The organism is Marilutibacter maris (genome assembly GCF_006546735.2).
GTDB classification, from domain to species: Bacteria; Pseudomonadota; Gammaproteobacteria; order Xanthomonadales; family Xanthomonadaceae; genus Marilutibacter; species Marilutibacter maris.
Map to the genome: position 1 here is coordinate 18,124 of NZ_VICD02000132.1, position 19,250 is coordinate 37,373.

A 19,250-nucleotide genomic window follows, 5' to 3' on the forward strand; every position below is an offset into this window, starting at 1 on the left:
TAATGAAAGTCCTTGGCATCGAAACCAGTTGCGACGAAACCGGTGTGGCGGTCTACGACACCGACGCCGGCCTGCGCGCGCATGCCCTGTACAGCCAGATCGCCCTGCACGCCGAGTACGGCGGCGTGGTGCCCGAGCTGGCCAGCCGCGACCACGTCCGCAAGCTGCTGCCGCTGATCCGCCAGACCCTGGCCGAGGCCGGGTTGGGCATCGAGGATCTCGACGGCGTCGCCTACACCGCCGGTCCGGGCCTGGTCGGCGCCCTGCTGGTCGGCGCCGGCGTGGCCCGCGCGCTGGCCTGGGCGCTGGAGGTACCGGCGATCGGCGTCCATCACATGGAGGGGCACCTTCTGGCGCCCCTGCTGGAGGACGACCCGGCCGGGCGGCCGCAGCCGCCGTTCGTCGCCCTGCTGGTGTCCGGCGGGCATACCCAGCTGATCCATGTCGAGGCGATCGGCCGCTACCGGCTGTTGGGCGAGACCCTCGACGACGCCGCCGGCGAGGCCTTCGACAAGACCGCCAAGCTGATGGGCCTGCCGTATCCGGGCGGTCCGCAACTGGCGATGCTGGCCGAACGGGGCCGCCCGCAGGCGTTCCGCTTCTCGCGGCCGATGACCGACCGGCCCGGCCTGGATTTCAGCTTCAGCGGGCTGAAGACCCAGGTGCTGCTGGCCTGGCGCGACAGCGACCAGGCCGACCGCACCCGCGCCGATGTGGCCCGCGGCTTCGAGGATGCGGTGGTCGATACCCTGGCGATCAAGTGCGGGCGCGCGCTGGACGCGGCCGGTTGCGACACCCTGGTGGTGGCCGGTGGCGTCGGCGCCAACAAGCGGCTGCGCGCGAGGCTGCAGGCGATGGCCGAGCAGCGCGGCGGCCGGGTCGCGTTTCCGCGGCCAGCGTTCTGCACCGACAACGGCGCGATGATCGCGTTTGCCGGGGCGCTGCGGCTGCAGGCCGGCCAGCACGACGACGCCTCGGTGCGGGTGACCCCGCGCTGGGACATGGCGTCTTTGCAGCCAGTAGCGAGTGGATGAGTAGCGAGTGAAGAGGAGTGAGGAGTGAGAAAAGGCATTGGGTCACGGGCAACTGCTGGATCGAAGCCGCTGCCGCCATGACAATCCCTCCGTCGGCCCCGAGCTCTTCTCTCACTCCTCACTTCTTCCCTCTCACTTCTGCCCCAAGTAGCGAGTGAAGAGAAGTGAGGAGTGAGAAAAGGCAAAGGATCATGGACATCTGCTGGATCGATGCCGGTGCGGGGACGACAATCCCCCCCGACGGCCCCTGAGCTCTTCTCTCACTTCTCACTCCTCCCCTCTCATTTCTAGCTTCTTCCCTCTCACTTCTGGCCCTACCCCCATGGATCACGTTTTCATCGAAGGCCTCGAGATCGATGCCCTGATCGGCATCTACGACTGGGAGCGCCGGGTCCGCCAGACCCTGGTGTTCGATATCGAGATGGCGTTCGACAACCGGGTCCCTGCGGCGACCGACGACATCGCCGACACCTTGAACTACAAGGCGGTCAGCAAGCGCGTGATCGCCTATGTGCAGGCATCGGAGTTCGGTCTGGTCGAGACGCTGGCCGAGCGGGTCGCGCAGATCATCCTCGACGAGTTCGGCGTGCGCCGGTTGCGGCTCAAGCTCAGCAAGCCCGGTGCGGTCCGCGGCGCGCGCGCGGTCGGTGTGGTCATCGAGCGTTCGCGGGCGGGCGATACCCTGCCGGCGGCGGCCGCCGACTGAACCGGGGGGGCCTCCGCCGTCGCCGCGGGGGTTGAACCTGAACCGGACGCACCTACCCTGAAGGACTGAGCCCCAGCAACCCGTATCCATGCAAGCGCAAGCCGAATCGATCAAAGCCCAGCTCGACGCCATCGCCGCCCAGTCCGCCGGCATGGACTGGACCGTGACCCTGGGCGTGCTGGCCGGCCTGGTGGTGCTGGCCGCGCTGGTGGACTGGCTGACCCAGCGCATCGTCCGCCCGCTGGTATCCCGGGCGGTGCGGGTCAGTCCGACCAAGATCGACGATGCGCTGCTCGCCCATGGCGTGATCAAGCAGCTCTCGCACATCGCCCCGGCGCTGGTGATCCATTTCGGCATCGCTCTGGTGCCGAACCTGCACGAGACCCTGGTGCAGGTGATCGGCAAGGGCGCGATCGCCTACATGGTGCTGGTGGTCGCGATCGCGATCAGCGCGTTCCTGTCCGCGCTCAACGACATCTACGAGCGGCGTCCGGCCGGCCACAGCCGTCCGATCAAGGGCTACGTCCAGCTCGGCAAGATCATCGTCTACACGATCGCGCTGATCGGCATCATCGCGGTGCTGATCGGCAAGTCGCCGCTGGTCCTGCTCGGCGGCCTGGGCGCGTTCGCCGCGGTCCTGCTGCTGGTGTTCAAGGACACCATCCTGTCGCTGGTCGCCAGCGTGCAGATCGCCTCCAACGACATGGTCCGGGTCGGCGACTGGATCGAGATGCCGTCGCTGGGCGTGGACGGCGACGTGGTCGACATCGCCCTGCACACGATCAAGGTGCAGAACTTCGACAAGACCATCGTCACCGTGCCGACCCACCGGCTGATCGAGGACAGCGTCAAGAACTGGCGCGGCATGAGCGATTCGGGCGGCCGCCGGATCAAGCGCGCGCTGTACGTGGATCAGGGCAGCGTCGGTTTCCTCGACGAGGCGATGCGCCGCAAGCTGGGCCGCTTCGCGTTGTTGAAGTCGCACTTCGAACGCAAGAAGGCCGAGCTGGACGAATGGAACGCGCAGGCGCCCGAGCGCAGCGCCGAGCCGGTCAATGCGCGCCGGCTGACCAATCTGGGCTGCTTCCGCGCCTACGTGACCGCCTATCTCGAGTCGCACCCGAAGGTCGATCACGGCAAGACCCTGATGGTGCGCCAGCTCGAGCCGGGGCCGACCGGATTGCCGCTGGAGCTGTACTGCTTCGCCGCGACCACCGAGTGGGGGGCCTACGAGGCGATCCAGGCCGACATCTTCGATCACCTGCTGGCGATCCTGCCGGAGTTCGGGCTGCGCTTGTTCCAGCAGCCCGGCGGCGGCGACCTGATGGCCGGCATCGCGGCGCTGCGGGCGCCGCTGGACGCCGCCGCGTGAACCGGCCACGGGTCAGCCGCGCCTACCTGAGCCTGGGCAGCAATCTGGACCCGGAGGCCAACCTGGCCAGCGGCATCGCCGCGCTGCGCGAGCAGTTCGGCGCGATCGTGCTGTCGGAGGTCTACCGCACCGCGGCGGTCGGGTTCGACGGTGGCGACTTCCTCAATGCCGCGGCGGTGATCGAGACCACGATGGATCCGTATGCGCTCAATGCCTGGCTGCATGCGCTGGAGGACGCGCATGGCCGCGATCGCAGCGGCCCGCGCTTCGGCAACCGCACGCTCGACATCGACATCGTGCTGTTCGACAACCGTGTGCTCAGCGGCCCCGGCAACCTGCACATCCCGCGGCCGGAACTCAAGCACGCCTTCGTGCTGAGGCCGCTGGCGGAGATCGCGCCGGAGACGGTGGTGCCCGACGACGGACGCACCCTGGCGCAGCTGTGGGCGGCCCATCCCGATCACGGGGCGGCGATGGAGACGGTCGCGCTGTAGTGCGGCCGTGCCGCGGCGGGCCGCCTGGGGCATCATCGGCGGCCTGACACCGATACCGGAGCGCACGATGCAACGACGGGACTTCCTGCTGGCGACCGCGGCGAGCGCGGCGTTGACCGCGCCGGGCATGGGCTGGGCGCGCTCGGCATCGCGGTTGAAGGTCGGTCTGATCGGCGTCGGCATGCGCGGCCAGGTCCATCTGGCCGAGCTGCTCAAGCGCGAGGATGTCGAGGTCGTCGCGCTGTGCGACATCGAGGCCTACATGCTCGATACCGCGCTGGCGATGGTGGCCGCGGCCGGGAAGCCCAGGCCGCGCGTGTTCACCGGCAGCGATCATGCCTACGAGCAGATGCTCGCCGACGCCGACCTGGACGCGGTGATCATCGCCACCCCGTGGGAGTGGCACGCACCGCAGGCGATCGCGGCGATGGAGGCGAAGGTCGCGGTCGGCTGCGAGGTCGTCGCCGGCATCACCCTCGACGATCACTGGCGCGTGCTGCGGGCGCAGCAGCGCACCGGCACCCCGTACATGCTGCTGGAAAACGTCTGCTACCGCCGCGACGTGCTGGCGGTGCTGAACATGGTCCGCCAGGGCCTGTTCGGCGAGCTGGTGCACCTGGAGGGCGGCTACGAGCACGATCTGCGCGCAGTCAAGTTCAACTCCGGCGAGCCGGGCAAGCCCTACGGCGGCGGCGTCGAGTTCGGCGACAAGGGCTGGTCGGAGGCGAAGTGGCGCACCCCGCACTCGGTGCGCCGCAACGGCGAGCTCTATCCCAGTCACGGCATCGGCCCGTGCGCGATGTGGGCCGACATCCATCGCGGCAACCGCTTCGAGCGGCTGACCAGCTATGCCAGCAAGGCGCGCGGCCTGCACGATTACGTGGTCAAACAGGGCGGCGCCGACCACCCCAGCGCCAAGGTCGGATTCGCGCTGGGCGACGTGGTCACCACCCAACTGGTCTGCGCGAACGGCGAGACCATCCTGCTGACCCACGACACTTCGTTGCCGCGGCCGTACTCGCTCGGGTTCCGGGTGCAGGGCACCGGCGGCCTGTGGATGGACGTCAACAAGTCGATCTATCTGGAGGGCAGGAGTCCCGAGCCGCATCGCTGGGAGGACGCCCAGGGCTGGCTGGAGCGCTACGACCATCCGCTGTGGAAGCGCTTCGCCGCCCAGGCCGAGGGCGCTGGGCACGGCGGCATGGACTTCTTCGTCGTGCACGCCTTCGTCGAGGCGCTCAAGGCCGGCGACCCGATGCCGATCGACATCTACGACGCGGTCGCCTGGAGCGCGATCACGCCGTTGTCCGAACAGTCGATCCGCGAGGACAACCGGACCCTGGCGTTCCCGGACTTCACCGAGGGCCGCTGGCGCGACCGGGCGCGGATCTTCGCCCTGGGCGCCGACTACTGAGGGAGCTTCATCGGCGCGCCGGAACGGGCATAATTGGCCGCAGGGGGGATCCTTCGAGAGGATCTCAGGCACATGTTCGAAAAGTTCAGGCGCAGTTGGGCGCTGGTCAAGGCCAGCGCGTCGGTGTTGCGCTCCGACAAGGAATTGATGCTGTTCCCGTTGGTTTCGTCGGCCGCCACCGTGCTGGTGCTGGCGACCTTCGCGGTCCCGACCTTCGCGTTGCGCATCTTCGAGAATGGATTCGGCCCGGTCGGAGCGATCTGGGCGTTCGCGTTCTACTTCTGCCAGTACACCGTGATCATCTTCTTCAACAGCGCCCTGGTGGGGGCGGCGTTGATCCGGCTCGAAGGCGGCGATCCGACCCTGGCCGACGGCCTCAGGGCGGCGCGGTCGCGGCTGGGCGCGATCCTCGGCTACGCCGCGATCGCCGCCACCGTCGGCATGCTGCTCAACGCGATGAAGAACCGCGAGAACAACTTCATCGTGCGCCTGATCGGCAGCGGCCTGGGCATGATGTGGACGCTGGCGACCTTCCTGGTGGTGCCGGTGCTGGTCAGTACCGACGTCGGCCCGGTCGATGCGCTCAGGAGCAGCGTCAACCTGCTCAAGCGGACCTGGGGCGAGAACGCGATCGGCCAGATCGGGATCGGCACCGCGTTCGGGCTGATCACCGTGGTGGTGGTCCTGATCGGCGCCGGCTGCACCGTCGCCGCGTGGATGGTCTCGGCCGGGCTGGGCATCGCGGTCGCGGTCGTGTTCGTGATCGCCGTGCTGCTGCTGGGCATCTACCAGTCGGCGCTGAGCGGGGTGTACTCGGCGGCGCTGTACCAGTACGTGACCCGCGGCGAGACGCCGGCCGGGTTCGAGGACGTGCCGCTGGCGCAGGCCTTCGCCGGCAAGTGAGCGCAAGGGTCGGGGCGCGGCGCGCTGCCGCGTCCCCGGCCGGGTCAGACCGACAGCATCCGGCCGCCGTCCAGGTGCAGGACCTGGCCGGTGCTGTAGCGGGCATCCATCAGCAGCCAGCGCACCGCCTCGGCGACCTCCTCGGGGGTGCCGGTGCGGGCCAGCGGCGTGCGTTCGAGCATCTGCGCCTGCTTGAGGCTGCAGCTGTCGCCGGCGATGTCGCTGCCGTTGGGCTCCGGCCACAGGATCGCGCCGGGGGCGACCGCGTTGACCCGCACCTGCGGCGCCAGTTCCAGCGCCAGCGACCGGGTCATCGCCAGCAGTGCGGCCTTGGCCATGCAATAGACGGTGTGGTCGCGCAGCGGACGCTCGGCGTACAGGTCGGTCAGGTTGACGATCGCGCCGCCGGCCTGGCGCAGATGCGGGGCCGCGGCCTGGGCGAGGAAGAACGGTGCGTGCGCGTTGCTGGCGAACAGGCGGTCCCACTGCGCCGGGGTGGTGGCGCCGATCGGCGAGGGCTCGAAGGTGGAGGCGTTGTTGACCAGGGCGTCGAGCCGGCCGAAACGGCCGATGGTGGCCGCGACCAGTTCCGGCAGGCGGTCGAACTCGCCCAGGTCCGTCTGCAGCGGCAGCACGCTGTCGGCGCGCGCGTCGTTCAGCGCGGCGGCAAGCGCCTGCGCCGCATCGGTGGAGCCGCGGTAGTGCAGGGCGATGTCGTAGCCGGCCGCATGCAGATGGCGGACGATGGCGGCGCCGATGCGGCGGGCCGCGCCGGTGATGAGGGCGACGGGGCGGTTGGCGGGCATTGCGGATGTCGCGGAAGGACCGGCCCCGAGCGTAGCGAGTGAGCGCGTCACCGCCAACCGCTTGCCCCGGCCGTCGATGCCTGGGAGCGGCGAGGCGCCGCGCGGCGCTGGACTGACGGGCGTCGGCCATGGCCGGGTCGACACGTGGGAAACGATCCGGTCGCGACTCTGTGTTTTTCGGGCCCTGGGCTTTTCGTAGGAGCGGCGTAAGCCGCGACCGGGCGTTCATGGGAAAGCTCCATCGCGGCTTACGCCGCTCCTACGGGGTTCGCGGGCGCAGCCTCGGGGATCGCGGCTTGCGCCGCTGCTACGAAAACTGGGGCTGCAAGCGTCCGGGCTGCGATACTTGTCCGATGACCTCACTTCCGACCCCCGATACCGACGCGCTCGCCCACAGCGGCCGCCTGTCGGCGCACCTGCGCGCCGAGATCCAGGCCAGCGACGATGCCGCGATCCCGTTCTCGCGCTTCATGGAGCTGGCGCTGTACGCGCCGGGTCTGGGCTACTACAGCGCCGGCGCCAGCAAGTTCGGTGAGGAAGGCGACTTCGTCACCGCGCCCGAGCTGGGGCCGGTGTTCGCCGCCTGCACCGCCGAGGCGCTGGCCCCGGTGATGCAGCAGGTCGGTCCGGAGGGCCTGTTCCTGGAGCTGGGAGGCGGTACCGGCGCCTTCGCCGAAGTCGCGCTCAAGCGCCTGACCGAACTGGACGCGCTGCCGGACCGTTACGCGATCCTCGAGCCCAGCGCGCAGTTGCGCCAGCGCCAGCGCGAACGCCTGCAACGGCGGCTGCCGCCACCGCTGTTCGATCTGGTCGAGTGGGTCGACGGCCCGTTTCCGCACGACTGGGAAGGCGTGTTGTTCGCCAACGAGGTGATCGATGCGCTGCCGACGCCGCGCTTCGCGATCGTCGATGGGCAGGTGCACGAGGAGTTCGTGGTGATCGACGAGGCCGGCGACGGCCACGGCTTCGCCCGCATCACCCGCCCGGCCGACGCGTTCCTGACCAATGCGGTGCGCCACATCGAGCAGCGGCTGGAACGGCGGCTGCCGGACGGCTACCGTTCCGAGCTGCTGCCGCAGCTGCCGTACTGGATCCAGGCGGTGTCCGGCGGCATGAAGCGCGGCGCGATGCTGTTCGTCGACTACGGCTACCCGCGCGGCGAGTACTACCTGCCCGAGCGCAGCGACGGCACCCTGCGCGCGTTCTACCGTCAGCGCATGCATGCCGATCCGATGCTGTGGCCGGGCCTGCAGGACCTCACCGCCTCGGTCGACTTCACCGCGCTGGCCGAGGCCGGCGTCGGCGCCGGTTTCGACTTCGCAGGCTACTGTTCGCAGGCCAGCTTCCTGATGGGCAACGGGCTGGCCGGGGTGCTGGAGCGGATCGAGCGGATCGCCGACGAGGGCGAGCGCCTGCGCCGCACCGAGGAGGTCAAGAAGCTGACCCTGCCCAGCGCGATGGGCGAGCGCTTCCAGGTGATGGGCTTCGAGAAGGACGTCGAGTTCGGCACCGCCTTTCTCGCCGGCGATCTCAGCTTCCGCCTGTGAGCCGGGAAGCGTCGCCGCTGCTGCGCGGATTCCGCCGGCCCGCGCTGTGGCTGGGCGCCTGGCTGGCGCTGGTCGCGGCGGTGGTGACCGCCTCGCTGTTGCCGGCCGCGGAACTGCCGGCGGCGCCGTTCGACGGCGTCGACAAGTTGGAGCACTTCCTCGCCTACGCGGTGCTCGCCGCCGGGGCGGTGATGCTGTTCGCCCGTGGCGGGATCCACTGGCTGCTGGCGATCGCGCTGGTCGCGCTGGGGGTCGGCCTGGAGTTCGCCCAGGGCGCGCTGACCGCGTCGCGCCAGGCCGACGCTGCGGACGCACTGGCCAACACGCTTGGGGTGCTGGCGGGCGCCAGCCTGGGCTGGACCCCGGCGCGGCTGTGGCTGCTCCGGTTGGACGCGCGGCTGCCGTAACCGGCGCTCGCCTGGCCCGGCGGTGCCGGCATCGAGGTGACTGCCGATCGCGACCGGCGATCGGCGGGGTCGCTGAAACCGTTTTCTCCGTAACCGATTGATCTGGCTCCGATTCGCGTCGCCGGCGGCGCGGAAGCGGGGGGCGTGGGTGGCGCGCCGCAACAAGATCGCAATACCGCCAACCACGTCACAAGGATGGGCGCAGAAAAGGATTCCGACTGATTGCGCAAAGGTTAAGAAAGGGTAAATCTCGCTTCGGACCGGTCGGGGAAGGCCGGCGCCATCCGTCACCGAGCAAGGAAATCGAGACATGCCCGTCGCCACCCAACGTCACCGCCTGACCCTGGCCATCGCCGCCACCTTCGCCGCCGGCGCGTTCGCCGCGCCCGCCGTCCAGGCCCAGGACGCCACCACCCTCGACCGCATCGAAGTCGTCGGCTCGCGCGTGCTCGGTCGCACCGCCGAGGACACCGCGGCGCCGGTCGACATCATCAGCGCCGAGGAGATCCGCACCACCGGCGCGATGGAGGTCGGCCAGATCCTGCAGATGCTGGAGCCTTCGTTCAACTTCTCGCGCACCTTCGTCTCCGACGGCACCGACATCCTGCGCCCGGCCACCCTGCGCGCGCTGGGCCCGGACCAGGTGCTGGTGCTGGTCAACGGCAAGCGCCGCCATCAGCAGGCGCTGGTCAACGTGCAGCAGACCATCGGCCGCGGCTCGGCCGGCACCGACATCAATGCGATCCCGGTTTCGGCGATCGAGCGCATCGAGGTGCTGCGCGACGGCGCGGCCGCGCAGTACGGCTCGGATGCGATCTCCGGCGTGATCAACATCATCCTGAAGAAGCAGACCGACCACACCGAGGTATCGGTCGAGGGCCTGCAGTACTACGCCGGCGACGGCGAGATGCTGCACGGTTCGGTCAACACCGGCTTCAAGCTCGGCGGCGACGGCTTCATCAACCTCTCGGCGGAGGCGCGCAACCGCAACGAGACCAACCGTGCCGGCCCCGACAGCCTGCGCGTGGACCCGCCGCGGGTGACCCAGCGCCTGGGCGATGCCGACGCCAAGGACTACTACCTGTGGTTCAACAGCGGCCTGCCGGTCGGCAATGGCGAGCTGTACGCGTTCGGCGGCCTGTCGCGGCGCGAGGGCGACTCCTCCGGCTTCTTCCGCAGCGCCGGCGACAACCGCACCGTGCCCGACCTGTATCCGGACGGCTTCCTGCCGAACATCCTGACCACGGTCGACGACGGTTCGATCGCGGTCGGTTACCGCGCGCCGCTGGGCGACATCTGGGACTGGGACATCTCGATCAACCACGGTCGCAGCAAGTTCGGTTTCGAGGAGAGCAACTCGGTCAACGTCAGCTGGTGGTACGAGCCGATCGATCCGACCGACCCGTCCGCCGGCATCCACGGCACCTCGCCGACCTCGGCCGACACCGGCACCCTCGAGTACGACCAGACCACCTTCAACCTGGATTTCCGCGGCAGCGTCGGCGGCTTCAACGACGAGCCGATCTACCTCGGCACCGGTCTTGAGTACCGCCGCGAGAATTACGCGATCCGCGCCGGCGACCCGGTCTCCTACACCTACGGCCGCACCGACGACCGCGGCATCGACATCGTCGGCCAGACCGGCGACACCGCCCAGCCGGGCATGCAGGGCTTCCCCGGCTTCTCGCCGCGCGAAGCGGTCGACGAGGGTCGCCACAACGTCGCCGTCTACCTCGACGCCGAGACCAACCTCAGCGAACGCTTCCTGCTCGGCGCGGCGGCGCGCTGGGAGGACTACTCCGACTTCGGCAGCACGGTGACCGGCAAGCTGTCGGCGCGCTTCGACGCGACCGACGCGTTCGCGATCCGCGGCACCGTGTCGAGCGGATTCCGCGCCCCCGGCGTGCAGCAGCTGTTCTACGGCCAGCGTTCGACCAACCTCAACGCCGCCGGCGTGCTGACCGACACCCTGACCGCGCGCCAGGACAGCGACGTGACCCGGGCGTTCGGGATCGAGCCGCTGCAGGAGGAGACCTCGACCAGCGGTTCGCTGGGCCTGGTGTTCACCCCCAACGACCGCTTCTCGCTGACCGTCGACGTGTTCCGCATCGACATCGACGACCGCATCATCTTCTCCAGCAACATCCAGCCCGAGGCGGTCGGCAACGACGGCAACCCGTGCGCGGCGGACAACGCCAACTGTCCGATCGCGGCGATCCTGGACCCGATCGGCGTCGGCCAGGTGCTGTTCTTCACCAATGCGATCGACACCCGCACCACCGGCGTCGACGTCGTCGCCAATCACAACACCGAGTTCGCCGGCGGTTCGACCCTGAACCTGACCGCGCTGCTGCACTTCAACAAGACCGAGGTGACCGCGCGCCGCTCGCAGTCGCCGATCCTGTCGCCGGAAGCGCTGTTCGACGACACTCAGGTGACCCTGCTCGAAGAGGGCCAGCCCGGCGAGCACCATGTGCTGCAGGCGGTCTGGAACAAGGACGCCTGGCAGCTCACCGGTCGCGCCAACTACTACGGCTCGGTCGCCGGCGAGGGCTTCACGCCGGGCCTGAAGCAGACCTGGGGCGGCAAGACCCTGTTCGACATGAGCGTGCGCTACGCGTTCTCCGATGCGCTGTCGCTGACCGTCGGCGGCAACAACATCTTCGACGAGTACCCGGACAAGTGGGATGAGGTCGATGGCTTCCCGTTCCCGCAGCTGGGCTTCAAGTACGGCTGGGAAACGCTGCCGTTCGGCATGAACGGCGGCAGCTACTACGTGCGCGTGGACTACCGTTTCTGAGCGCCCGGACGGCGGGTCGCAGCGCCGACCCGCCGCCCCTCGCGGCCCGGAGCCGGAACTGCGACCCGGTGCCTGGAATCGGCAACCCGGAGCGGGTGCCGGCCTGGCAAGGTTTGCAATTTATTCAGGAACCGTTACATTCCGGGCTGAACGGCGGCTGACGGACCGATTGGGGGATCGCCCGCGCCGCGTTCATAGAGGGGGAGGGATGCCGGGCGGTGGGGAGACCGCCCGGCATCACTTTTTCTGCGGCACCGGTCCGGGCGGCCGGCGCAGCCCGCTTCTCAACCGCTCGGGTTGTCGCCACGCTCGGCGGCGATCGCCGCAATCCGCGCCCGTCGAAGGGCTTCGCCGATCGCCGGGCCGCTGAGTCCGCGGGCGACGTCCTGCGCGCGCACGCCCATGGCCGCGGCCAGGGCCGCGCGCAAGGCTTCGCCCTGGGGATAGGGCGCCTCGGCCAGGCCGCCGCGTCCGCGCTTGTCGGCCTCGCAGACCACGGCCAGCTGGGCGATCCGCTCGGGCTTGCGGAAGCCGTCGCAGCGGGCGATCAGGTCGTGCAGCGTGGCCGCGCGCAGCTCGCGCAGGCGGTGCACGTTGAGGTGTTCGCGACAGGCGATGGTGGCCAGCTGGCGATGCTCGTTCGGCACCTTCAGGCGCTCGCACAGGGCCTGCAGCGGCGCGACCCCGGCGTGCTCGTGGCCGACGTGGGCCGGCAGCTTCCCGGCCGGCGTCAGCGCCTTGCCCAGGTCGTGGGTCAGCGCGGCGAAGCCGATCAGGTCGTCGCCGGGCGCCAGTTGCGCGGCCATGTCGCAGACCAGTTCGATGTGTGTGCCGGTATCGACCTCGGGGTGGTACTCGGCGCGTTGCGGCACCCCGTACAGGGCGTCGACCTCGGGCAGCACCGCCGCCAGCGCCCCGCACTCGCGCAGGGTCCGCAGGAACGCCGCCGGCGAAGCCGCGCCCAGCGCCCGCCGCAGCTCCTGCCAGACCCGCTCCGGAACCAGTTCGGCGAGTTCGCCGGAGTCGCTCATCGTGCGCATCAGCGCCATCGTCTCGGCGGCGACGCTGAAGCCCAGCGGCGCCAGCCGGGCCATGAAGCGGGCCGCGCGCAACACCCGCAACGGGTCCTCGACGAAGGCCGGGCCGACATGACGCAGGGTGCGCGTGCGGATGTCCTCGGCGCCGCCGAACGGGTCGACCCGATTGCCGTCGGGATCCTCGGCGATCGCGTTGATGGTGAAATCGCGCCGGGCCAGGTCCTGTTCCAGCGTCACCGACGGGTCGGCGTGGACGACGAAGCCGGCGTGGCCGCGACCGCTCTTGCGCTCGGTCCGCGCCAGCGCGTATTCCTCGCCGCTGTCGGGGTGCAGGAACACCGGGAAGTCGCGACCGACCTGGCGGAAGCCGGCGTCGAGCATCTGCTGCGGGCTGCGGCCGACCACGACCCAGTCGCGATCGCCCGGCGTCAGCCCGAGCAGGCGGTCGCGGACCGCGCCGCCGACCAGATAGGCGCTTGGAATGTCGGGCATGGGCGTAGGTGGCATGGCAAGGGCTGCGGCGGACATGCGGGGGGCGGGTATACCACAACGCGCGTGCCGCCAGAGGACAAGGCGCCCGGTTGCGGCTGCCGCCATCGCCGTTCGCGGCGGCTTTGCGTCAACGCCCCCGGTCGGCCGCAAGCCGCTCCACCAGCGAGCCCAGGGTCCGCAGCGCGGTCTCCACCCGTGCGTCCCAGGGCAGGCCGCAGCTCAACCGCAGGTGGTGGCGGTAGTCGCCGCGGCTGGAAAACAGATGGCCGGGGAGGGTGCCGATGCCGTGCGCGAGTGCGGCTTCGAACAACGCCTGGCCCTCGACGCGTTCGGGCAGCTCCACCCACAGCGCCATCCCGCCGGCGGGGGAGGAGACGCGAGTCCCGGCCGGCCAGTGTTCGTGCAGTGCCTGGCGGTAGCGCTGCGCGTTGTCCGCAAGCGCGCGCTGCAGGCGGCGTAGGGCGCGGTCCAGGTCGTGGCGCGACAGGTAGTCGACGATCGCCAGCTGCGGCAGCGTGGCCGTGGCGACGGTGGTGAAGCACTTCGCGCGCAACAGTTGCGCGGTGCGTCGGCCGCCCAGCATCCAGCCGATGCGCATCCCGGGGGCGAGCATCTTGGAGTACGAGCCGCAGGTGACGACCGCGTCGTCGCGGTCGTAGCGGCGCAGGGGCGAGGGTCGCTGACCGGAATAGGCCAGCTCGCCGTACAGATCGTCCTCGATGATCACCACGCCGTGTGCGGCACAGGCGGCGACCAGGGCCTGCTTGTCGGCCTCGCGGGTGAGGCTGCCGAGCGGGTTGTTGAAATTCGGCACCAGGACCGCGGCGCGGACGGGATGCCGCTGCAGCAACTCGGCGACGCGGCGGGCATCGATGCCGGTGGTCGCGTGGTTGGGCACCTCGATCACGCGCAGCCCCTGTGCGGCGACGGCCTGCAGCAGGCCGTAGTAGGTCGGTGTCTCAAGCAGCACGACGTCGCCGGGGCGGGTGCTGGCTCGCAGGGCCAGGCTGATCGCCTCCATCGCCCCGGCGGTGACGACGATTTCGTCGGGGTCGATGTCCAGGCCGCATCGCGCATAGCGCAGGGCGATGCGCGCGCGCAGTGCCGGCAGACCCTGCGGCACCGCGTAGCCGAGGGCGGCTCCGGGATCGCGCCGCAATGCGCGCGCGGTCGCGGCGGCGAGCGCGGCGGTCGGCAGCAGTTCCGGTGCCGGGGTGGCGGCATGCAGCGGAATCATGTCGCGGCGGCCGAGCACGTCGAGCACCCCGAGCAGGGCCGGGTTGCGGACCGGTTGCGGCGAACGCGTGGCGTGACGGGCGGTGAGCGCGCGCGGTGCCGACGCGGCCGGCGCGCGCACGTAGTAGCCCGATCGCGGACGCGCCTCGACAAGGCCCTCGCGCTCGAGCTGCAGATAGGCCTCCAGGACGGTGGCCAGGCTGACGCGTTGATCGCGGTGAAGCCGGCGCAGCGAGGGCAGCCGTTCGCCGGCGCGCAGCGTGCCGCCGCGGATCTGCCGGCGCAGACGTTCGGCCAGCCGTTCGTAGAGCAGGGAGCGGGGCATGGCGACGCCTCCGTGGCCGACGCATCTGTACTGGTCGTTTTTGATTCTATCTGAATCTGTACCGGTGTCCGGCGCGTGCCTAGGCTGGCATTCCCGTCGTTTCGCGATCCCCCGCATGTCCCCTCCGGAACAGTCCGGCGCGGCGCCGCGTCGCGCGTTGCTGCAATTGCTGGTGGCCGAGGTGCTGATCGGTTCGGTCGGCGTGTTCGTTCTCGAGAGCGGCCAGGATGCGATCACCGCGGTGTTCTTCCGCTGCGTGTTCGGCAGCGCGTTCCTGTTGGCCTGGGGCGGGCTGCGCGGGTATTTCCGCGGCCTGCTCGGGCAGACGGCCCTGCTCCGGGCCGCCGCGCTCAGCGGCGTATTGCTGGTGCTGAACTGGGTGGCGCTGTTCGCCGGCATGGCGCGCTCGTCGATCGGCGTGGCGACGATGGTCTATCACTTCTTCCCGTTCGCGATCCTGGCGATGGCGGCGTTGTTCCAGGGCGAGCGCACGCGTCCGGCGGATCTGGGCTGGTCCGGCATCGCCTTCGCCGGCGTGGCGCTGAACGCCGATCCGGCGCGGATGCTCGGCGAGGCGGGAACGGACTATCTGCTCGGGATCGCGCTCACCTTCGTCGCCGCCATCCTGTGCGGCGCGGCCATGCTGCTGTCGCGCCGGATCGGCCGCGAGCGGCCGTTCGTGCTGGTGCTGGTGCAGTGCCTGGTGGGCGTGCTGATGCTGGCGCCGTTCGCCGACTACGCGGCGGTCGCACGGCCCGGCGCGCACTGGGCCTGGCTGGCCGGGCTCGGCCTGATTCACAGTGGCGTGTGCTACGTGCTGTTCTATTCGGCGTACCCGCACCTGAAGGTGGCCACGATCGCGGTGCTCGCCTTCGTCTACCCGGTGGTCGCGCTGTTGCTGGACTTCATCATCTACGGACAGGCGCTGGGCGCGCTGCAGCTCGCCGGGGTGGCGCTGATCGTGACCGGTACGCTGGGCGTGAACCTGCGCTGGCGGTGGCGTGGGCAGGTGTTGGCGACGACCTGGGGGAAGCTCAAGGGCGGCGCGGGCCACTGAGATCCGCGACACCGCTGCGACGATGCCGCGATGGCATCCGGCGGGCCGATACGCGCCCGCCGGCACGCAGGCGCCGGGGGCGCGCTCCGGCGGCCGGTCGGGCTCAGGTGTCGGTTGCGAGGATCTCCGGCAGCCGCTCCGTCACCGGCGTGGCCTCGATGCCGAGCCGGGCCAGGCCGTCCTCGCCGCTGACCGAGTCGAGCTGCAGCGAGCGCCAGTTGTCGCGGCTGATCGGCTTGCCCGGCAGCCACTCGCCGATGTCCGCCTGCAGCTTGCCCAGGGCCTCGGGCAGCGCCAGCACCGCGCGATGGCGGCCGCGCGCGCGCGCGGTCAGGCGGATGATCTCGGCCAGGGTCAGCACTTCCGGGCCGACCAGCGGGTAGGTCTGATGGACGCAGGCCGGGTCCTCGAGCGCGCGCGCGAAGGCCTCGACCACGTCGCCGATCCAGACCGGCTGGAACCGCGCCTGCGCGCGTCCGACCGGCAGCACCGGGGCGAACTTCAGCAGCCCGTCGAAGCGGCAGAACAGGCCGTCGCCGGGGCCGGCGATCACCGACGGCTGGAAGATCGTCCAGTCCAGCCGCGACGCGCGCACCTCGCGCTCGGCGTGGCCGCGCGCCTGCAGGTAGTGACTCTCGCCCAGGCCGGCATTGAGCGCGCTCATCTGCAGCAGCCGGCGCACATCGTTGTCGTGCATCGCGGTCAGCAGCGAACGGGTCAGCTCGGTGAAGACCCGCTCGAAACCTTCGCCGCTGTCGCCCTTCTCGTTGAGGATGCCGGTGAGGTTGACCACCGCGTCGGCGTCGTCGAGCACCGCGCGCAGGAAGTCGACATCGTGGACATCGCCTTCCAGCAGGCTGGCGTCGCGGGTCAGCTGGGCGCGCTTGGCGCGGTAGGCGGCCGGGTCCGGCGCCGGTCCGCGACTGAGCACGGTGACGCGGCGGCCGTCGTCGAGTAGGCGGCGCACCAGCGGCCGGCCGACGAAGCCGGTGCCGCCGAGCACGACCACATGGCGGATGCGCTCACCGCTCACCGGTTCGCCCCCTCCGCGCCGGCCGCGGCGCAGACGAAGCCCTTGCGCGGGCCCTGGGTGCGGCCGCGGATCCGGTCCTCCAGGCGCAGCGCGTCGCCGTCGAGCTTCCAGTCGTAGATCACGCTGAAGGCCAGCACCCGGGCGATGTACTCGCGGGTCTCGCGATAGCTGACGGTTTCGATCCAGAAGTCCGGGTCCATGCCCGGACGCTGGGTGCGCCAGCGCAGCAGCGGCGTCGGGCCGGCGTTGTAGCCGGCGATCGCGAAGTAGGGTTGGCCGCCGTTCTCGTCCATCATCTGCCGCAGATAGGCGCTGCCGAGGATGATGTTGGTGTCGGCGTCGTACAGGCTGGCGGCGCCGCCCCACGGCAGGCCCAGCTTCGCCGCCACCGCGGCGCCGGTGGCCGGCAGGATCTGCATCAGGCCCAGCGCGTTCGCCTGCGAGCGCGCGCGCGGATTGAAGGTGCTCTCGGCGCGGATCTCGGCCGCGACCCAGGCCGGGTCGAGGCGGTTCTTCGCCGCCTCGCGGCGCAGGGTGGCGTCGTGGTGGAGCGGAAAGCGCAGGTCGTACAGGCGCCGCTCGTCGGGGTTGGACAGCTGCAGCCCGAACACCGCGCGGTCGAACCAGCCGTTGGCCTGCGCGTACTCGACCGCGATCAGGCGCTCGGCGTCGCTGAAGCGCGACAACGCGTCCTTCCATTCGGCCACCGCCCAGCCGATCTTCTCCAGGCGCATCAGCGACACCGCGCGGCCCAGCGCGGGGTCGCCGGTGACCTTGGCGACGGCCGCGGCATCCGGGCGCGGTTGCAAGGGGCACAGCGTGTACGGGAGCCCGGCGCGGTCGGCGGCGAGGAAGCCATGGAAGTCGCTTTCGGTCGCGGTCTGCCGGTACAGCCGCTGCGCAGCCGCGCCGTCGCCGGTCTTTTCCCTCAGCCGTGCCTCGAAATAGCGCCAGCGCGATTCGCCGCGCTGCTCGGCGCCCATCTTGCCGATCGCGGTGAGCGCGGCGCCCCAGTCCGAGCGCGACAGCGCTTCGCGCACGCGCCACTCGTGCAGGCGCGGGTCGTAGCTGGCTTCGGGCACCGCATTGAGCCGGCGCGCCGAGTCCGGCAGGTAGGAGGCCACTGTCCACAGGGCGATCTGGTACAGCGCGCGGCCGTGGTCGGCGTCGTCGAACTGCAGGGCCTGCGCGTACTGCGGCAGCTGTTGCTCGGCGCGGTCGGGGTCGGCCTTGCCCAGGCGTGCCAGCCCCTGCGAGGCGACCCGGCGGCTGCGCTCGGTCCTGGGCCAGCGCAGGGCGCGCGTATGCGGGCTGTCGATGAAGGCGGCGTAGTCGTTGGCCAGCTCGCGTTGATCGGCAGGCAGGCCCCTGGCGATGCTGCGCATCATCCCCGACTGCCAGGCGTCGGTGGCCTTGTCGAAGCGTTGCCAGCGCAGCTCGGCGGTCAGGCCGCCGCGTGCGGCGAGCGTGTCGAACACCGGATCGCAGGCGTTCGGCAGCGAGCGGCCGCTGCTGAGCCAGATCGCCTGGGCGCGCGCGTTCCAGTCCTGGCCGGCGCGGCCGAGGGCCTGCTCGGCGTGCAGCTTGTGGCAGGCCAGCGGGGTGTCGTCGTCGCCATCGCGCCAGGCCGCGAGGAAGCCGCTCCAGTCCTCGCGCCTGGCCAGTTGCATCAGCCAGGCGCGGCGGAAGGTCTCGCCCGCGGCCTGGCCGCCGCGGCGCTGCAGGAAGTCCTGGGCGCGTGCGCTGGGCAGGCCGTCGAGGCCGCGACGCAGGCCGGCGTACTCGACCCAGGCGAACAGCGGATGGTCGGCGAGGTCGCGGTACTCGACGGCGCGGAACCGACCGCTCTGCGCCGCGCCGATGGCCTGCTCGATCCGCGGCAGGCGCGGGTCGGTCAGGGGGTCGAGGGTCGAGGCGCGCGCGGACGGACTGGCATTGGCGGTCGCGTTGCCGGCGGCCGTGGCGGGGGCGGACTGCGCGCAGGCGGAGGTGGCGAAGGCGACCAGCGCGAGGGCGAGCGCGGCATGCAGGGAGGGGGTGGCAATCATCGTCGGAACTATAGCGGAGCCGACATGAAGGAAAATTCCAACGCGGTTGCGGCAACGCGATCGCAAGTGCGCTTCGCGTCGCGCGGCCGCCCGTGCCGAGCGCCAGGCCAGGCCGGTCTCGCGGGGCCACCGGAAGGGGATGATGCCGGCGGATTTTCACGTACCCTGCGTGCCTGCTCTCCCACCTTGCGGATCGCCGATGTCGCTGCCGGTTTCGTTGATGCTGTTTCTCGCCCTGGGCGCGGTGGCCGGCGTGCTGGCCGGCCTGCTCGGGGTCGGTGGCGGACTGGTCCTGGTCGCGGCGCTGGCGTGGCTGCTGCCGTTGATCGGCGTTCCGCAGGACGCGGCGATGCACGCCGCGCTGGCCAGTTCGCTGGCCAGCATCGTGCTGACCGCGGCGGCCTCTGCGCGCGCGCACCATCGGCGCGGCAGCGTGCTTTGGCCGACGGTCGCCTGGATGGTGCCCGGCCTGTTGCTGGGCGGCTGGCTCGGCAGCGGCCTGGCGGTCAGGATCGACGACGACGTGCTGCGCTACATCG

Annotated in this window: 16 protein-coding genes; 11 read left to right on the forward strand and 5 right to left on the reverse strand. The window is 70.7% G+C overall.

Annotated features, from left to right (window positions below; translation table 11 throughout):
- Positions 1-2: 2 nt before the first annotated feature.
- The 6 genes from tsaD (at position 3) to FKV24_RS08400 (ending at position 5,923) form a co-directional block, all read left to right on the forward strand.
- On the forward strand, positions 3-1,034 hold the full coding sequence (gene tsaD, locus FKV24_RS08375; protein WP_141482045.1) for a tRNA (adenosine(37)-N6)-threonylcarbamoyltransferase complex transferase subunit TsaD: 1,032 nt from the start codon (positions 3-5) through the stop codon (positions 1,032-1,034).
- 322 nt (positions 1,035-1,356) lie between these two features.
- Positions 1,357-1,740 carry a dihydroneopterin aldolase gene (folB, locus tag FKV24_RS08380; RefSeq protein ID WP_111267719.1) on the forward strand — a complete coding sequence of 128 codons (384 nt, stop codon included), beginning with the start codon at positions 1,357-1,359 and terminating at the stop codon, positions 1,738-1,740.
- An 88-nt stretch (positions 1,741-1,828) separates the two neighbouring features.
- On the forward strand, positions 1,829-3,112 hold the full coding sequence (locus FKV24_RS08385) for a mechanosensitive ion channel family protein (protein WP_249040964.1): 1,284 nt from the start codon (positions 1,829-1,831) through the stop codon (positions 3,110-3,112).
- Positions 3,109-3,606, forward strand: coding sequence for a 2-amino-4-hydroxy-6-hydroxymethyldihydropteridine diphosphokinase (folK, locus tag FKV24_RS08390; RefSeq protein WP_141482046.1), 498 nt, complete (start codon positions 3,109-3,111; stop codon positions 3,604-3,606). Before FKV24_RS08385 ends, folK begins: the two co-directional genes overlap by 4 nt.
- Positions 3,607-3,673: 67 nt before the next feature.
- On the forward strand, positions 3,674-5,020 hold the full coding sequence (locus FKV24_RS08395; RefSeq protein ID WP_141482047.1) for a Gfo/Idh/MocA family protein: 1,347 nt from the start codon (positions 3,674-3,676) through the stop codon (positions 5,018-5,020).
- A 72-nt stretch (positions 5,021-5,092) separates the two neighbouring features.
- Positions 5,093-5,923: a DUF6159 family protein gene (locus FKV24_RS08400; RefSeq protein ID WP_141482048.1), complete on the forward strand. Its 831-nt coding sequence runs from the start codon at positions 5,093-5,095 to the stop codon at positions 5,921-5,923.
- Between the two features lie 44 nt (positions 5,924-5,967).
- On the opposite strand, the gene FKV24_RS08405 is transcribed toward FKV24_RS08400, so the two are convergent.
- Entirely contained in the window at positions 5,968-6,729 is a 762-nt protein-coding gene (locus FKV24_RS08405; RefSeq protein ID WP_141482049.1) for a pteridine reductase, read from the reverse strand.
- Positions 6,730-7,082: 353 nt separating this feature from the next.
- Between FKV24_RS08405 and FKV24_RS08410 the strand changes: the two genes are divergently transcribed.
- From FKV24_RS08410 to FKV24_RS08420, 3 genes are all read left to right on the forward strand, one after another.
- The gene (locus FKV24_RS08410; protein WP_141482050.1) at positions 7,083-8,276 is read left to right on the forward strand and encodes a class I SAM-dependent methyltransferase; all 1,194 of its coding nucleotides are present in this window, start codon (positions 7,083-7,085) and stop codon (positions 8,274-8,276) included.
- Entirely contained in the window at positions 8,273-8,683 is a 411-nt protein-coding gene (locus tag FKV24_RS08415) for a VanZ family protein (RefSeq protein WP_223250192.1), read from the forward strand. Before FKV24_RS08410 ends, FKV24_RS08415 begins: the two co-directional genes overlap by 4 nt.
- A 310-nt stretch (positions 8,684-8,993) precedes the next feature.
- Positions 8,994-11,483, forward strand: a complete 2,490-nt coding sequence (locus tag FKV24_RS08420) for a TonB-dependent receptor plug domain-containing protein (RefSeq protein ID WP_141482051.1) — start codon at positions 8,994-8,996, stop codon at positions 11,481-11,483.
- 284 nt (positions 11,484-11,767) lie between these two features.
- On the opposite strand, the gene FKV24_RS08425 is transcribed toward FKV24_RS08420, so the two are convergent.
- Together FKV24_RS08425 and FKV24_RS08430 are read right to left on the reverse strand one after the other, a co-directional pair.
- On the reverse strand, positions 11,768-13,012 hold the full coding sequence (locus FKV24_RS08425; RefSeq protein ID WP_141482052.1) for a multifunctional CCA addition/repair protein: 1,245 nt from the start codon (positions 13,010-13,012) through the stop codon (positions 11,768-11,770).
- A 127-nt stretch (positions 13,013-13,139) separates the two neighbouring features.
- Positions 13,140-14,573 (reverse strand): aminotransferase-like domain-containing protein, encoded by a 1,434-nt coding sequence (locus FKV24_RS08430; protein ID WP_141482053.1) that lies wholly within the window; start codon positions 14,571-14,573, stop codon positions 13,140-13,142.
- Between the two features lie 115 nt (positions 14,574-14,688).
- On the opposite strand from FKV24_RS08430, the gene FKV24_RS08435 reads away from it, so the two are divergent.
- Entirely contained in the window at positions 14,689-15,630 is a 942-nt protein-coding gene (locus tag FKV24_RS08435; protein WP_141482054.1) for a DMT family transporter, read from the forward strand.
- A gap of 103 nt (positions 15,631-15,733) precedes the next feature.
- On the opposite strand, the gene FKV24_RS08440 is transcribed toward FKV24_RS08435, so the two are convergent.
- Complete coding sequence (locus tag FKV24_RS08440) at positions 15,734-16,663, reverse strand: NAD(P)H-binding protein (RefSeq protein WP_170288254.1); 930 nt, start codon at positions 16,661-16,663, stop codon at positions 15,734-15,736.
- Positions 16,660-18,711 carry a transglycosylase SLT domain-containing protein gene (locus FKV24_RS08445; RefSeq protein WP_141482056.1) on the reverse strand — a complete coding sequence of 684 codons (2,052 nt, stop codon included), beginning with the start codon at positions 18,709-18,711 and terminating at the stop codon, positions 16,660-16,662. Before FKV24_RS08445 ends, FKV24_RS08440 begins: the two co-directional genes overlap by 4 nt.
- 199 nt (positions 18,712-18,910) lie before the next feature.
- Here FKV24_RS08445 and FKV24_RS08450 point away from each other — a divergent pair.
- Positions 18,911-19,250 (forward strand): TSUP family transporter (locus FKV24_RS08450; protein WP_249040965.1); only part of this gene is annotated, 340 nt, incomplete at its 3' end.

Bases quoted from the DNA above. Each gene is read 5' to 3' on its own strand.
- FKV24_RS08385 (WP_249040964.1), top strand. From the start codon at position 1,829: ATGCAAGCGCAAGCCGAATCGATCAAAGCCCAGCTCGACGCCATCGCC.
- FKV24_RS08425 (WP_141482052.1), bottom strand. From the start codon at position 13,012: ATGCCCGACATTCCAAGCGCCTATCTGGTCGGCGGCGCGGTCCGCGAC.
- FKV24_RS08405 (WP_141482049.1), bottom strand. From the start codon at position 6,729: ATGCCCGCCAACCGCCCCGTCGCCCTCATCACCGGCGCGGCCCGCCGC.
- FKV24_RS08445 (WP_141482056.1), bottom strand. From the start codon at position 18,711: ATGATTGCCACCCCCTCCCTGCATGCCGCGCTCGCCCTCGCGCTGGTC.
- FKV24_RS08400 (WP_141482048.1), top strand. From the start codon at position 5,093: ATGTTCGAAAAGTTCAGGCGCAGTTGGGCGCTGGTCAAGGCCAGCGCG.
- FKV24_RS08395 (WP_141482047.1), top strand. From the start codon at position 3,674: ATGCAACGACGGGACTTCCTGCTGGCGACCGCGGCGAGCGCGGCGTTG.
- folB (WP_111267719.1), top strand. From the start codon at position 1,357: ATGGATCACGTTTTCATCGAAGGCCTCGAGATCGATGCCCTGATCGGC.
- tsaD (WP_141482045.1), top strand. From the start codon at position 3: ATGAAAGTCCTTGGCATCGAAACCAGTTGCGACGAAACCGGTGTGGCG.
- FKV24_RS08435 (WP_141482054.1), top strand. From the start codon at position 14,689: ATGTCCCCTCCGGAACAGTCCGGCGCGGCGCCGCGTCGCGCGTTGCTG.
- FKV24_RS08410 (WP_141482050.1), top strand. From the start codon at position 7,083: ATGACCTCACTTCCGACCCCCGATACCGACGCGCTCGCCCACAGCGGC.
- FKV24_RS08420 (WP_141482051.1), top strand. From the start codon at position 8,994: ATGCCCGTCGCCACCCAACGTCACCGCCTGACCCTGGCCATCGCCGCC.
- FKV24_RS08430 (WP_141482053.1), bottom strand. From the start codon at position 14,573: ATGCCCCGCTCCCTGCTCTACGAACGGCTGGCCGAACGTCTGCGCCGG.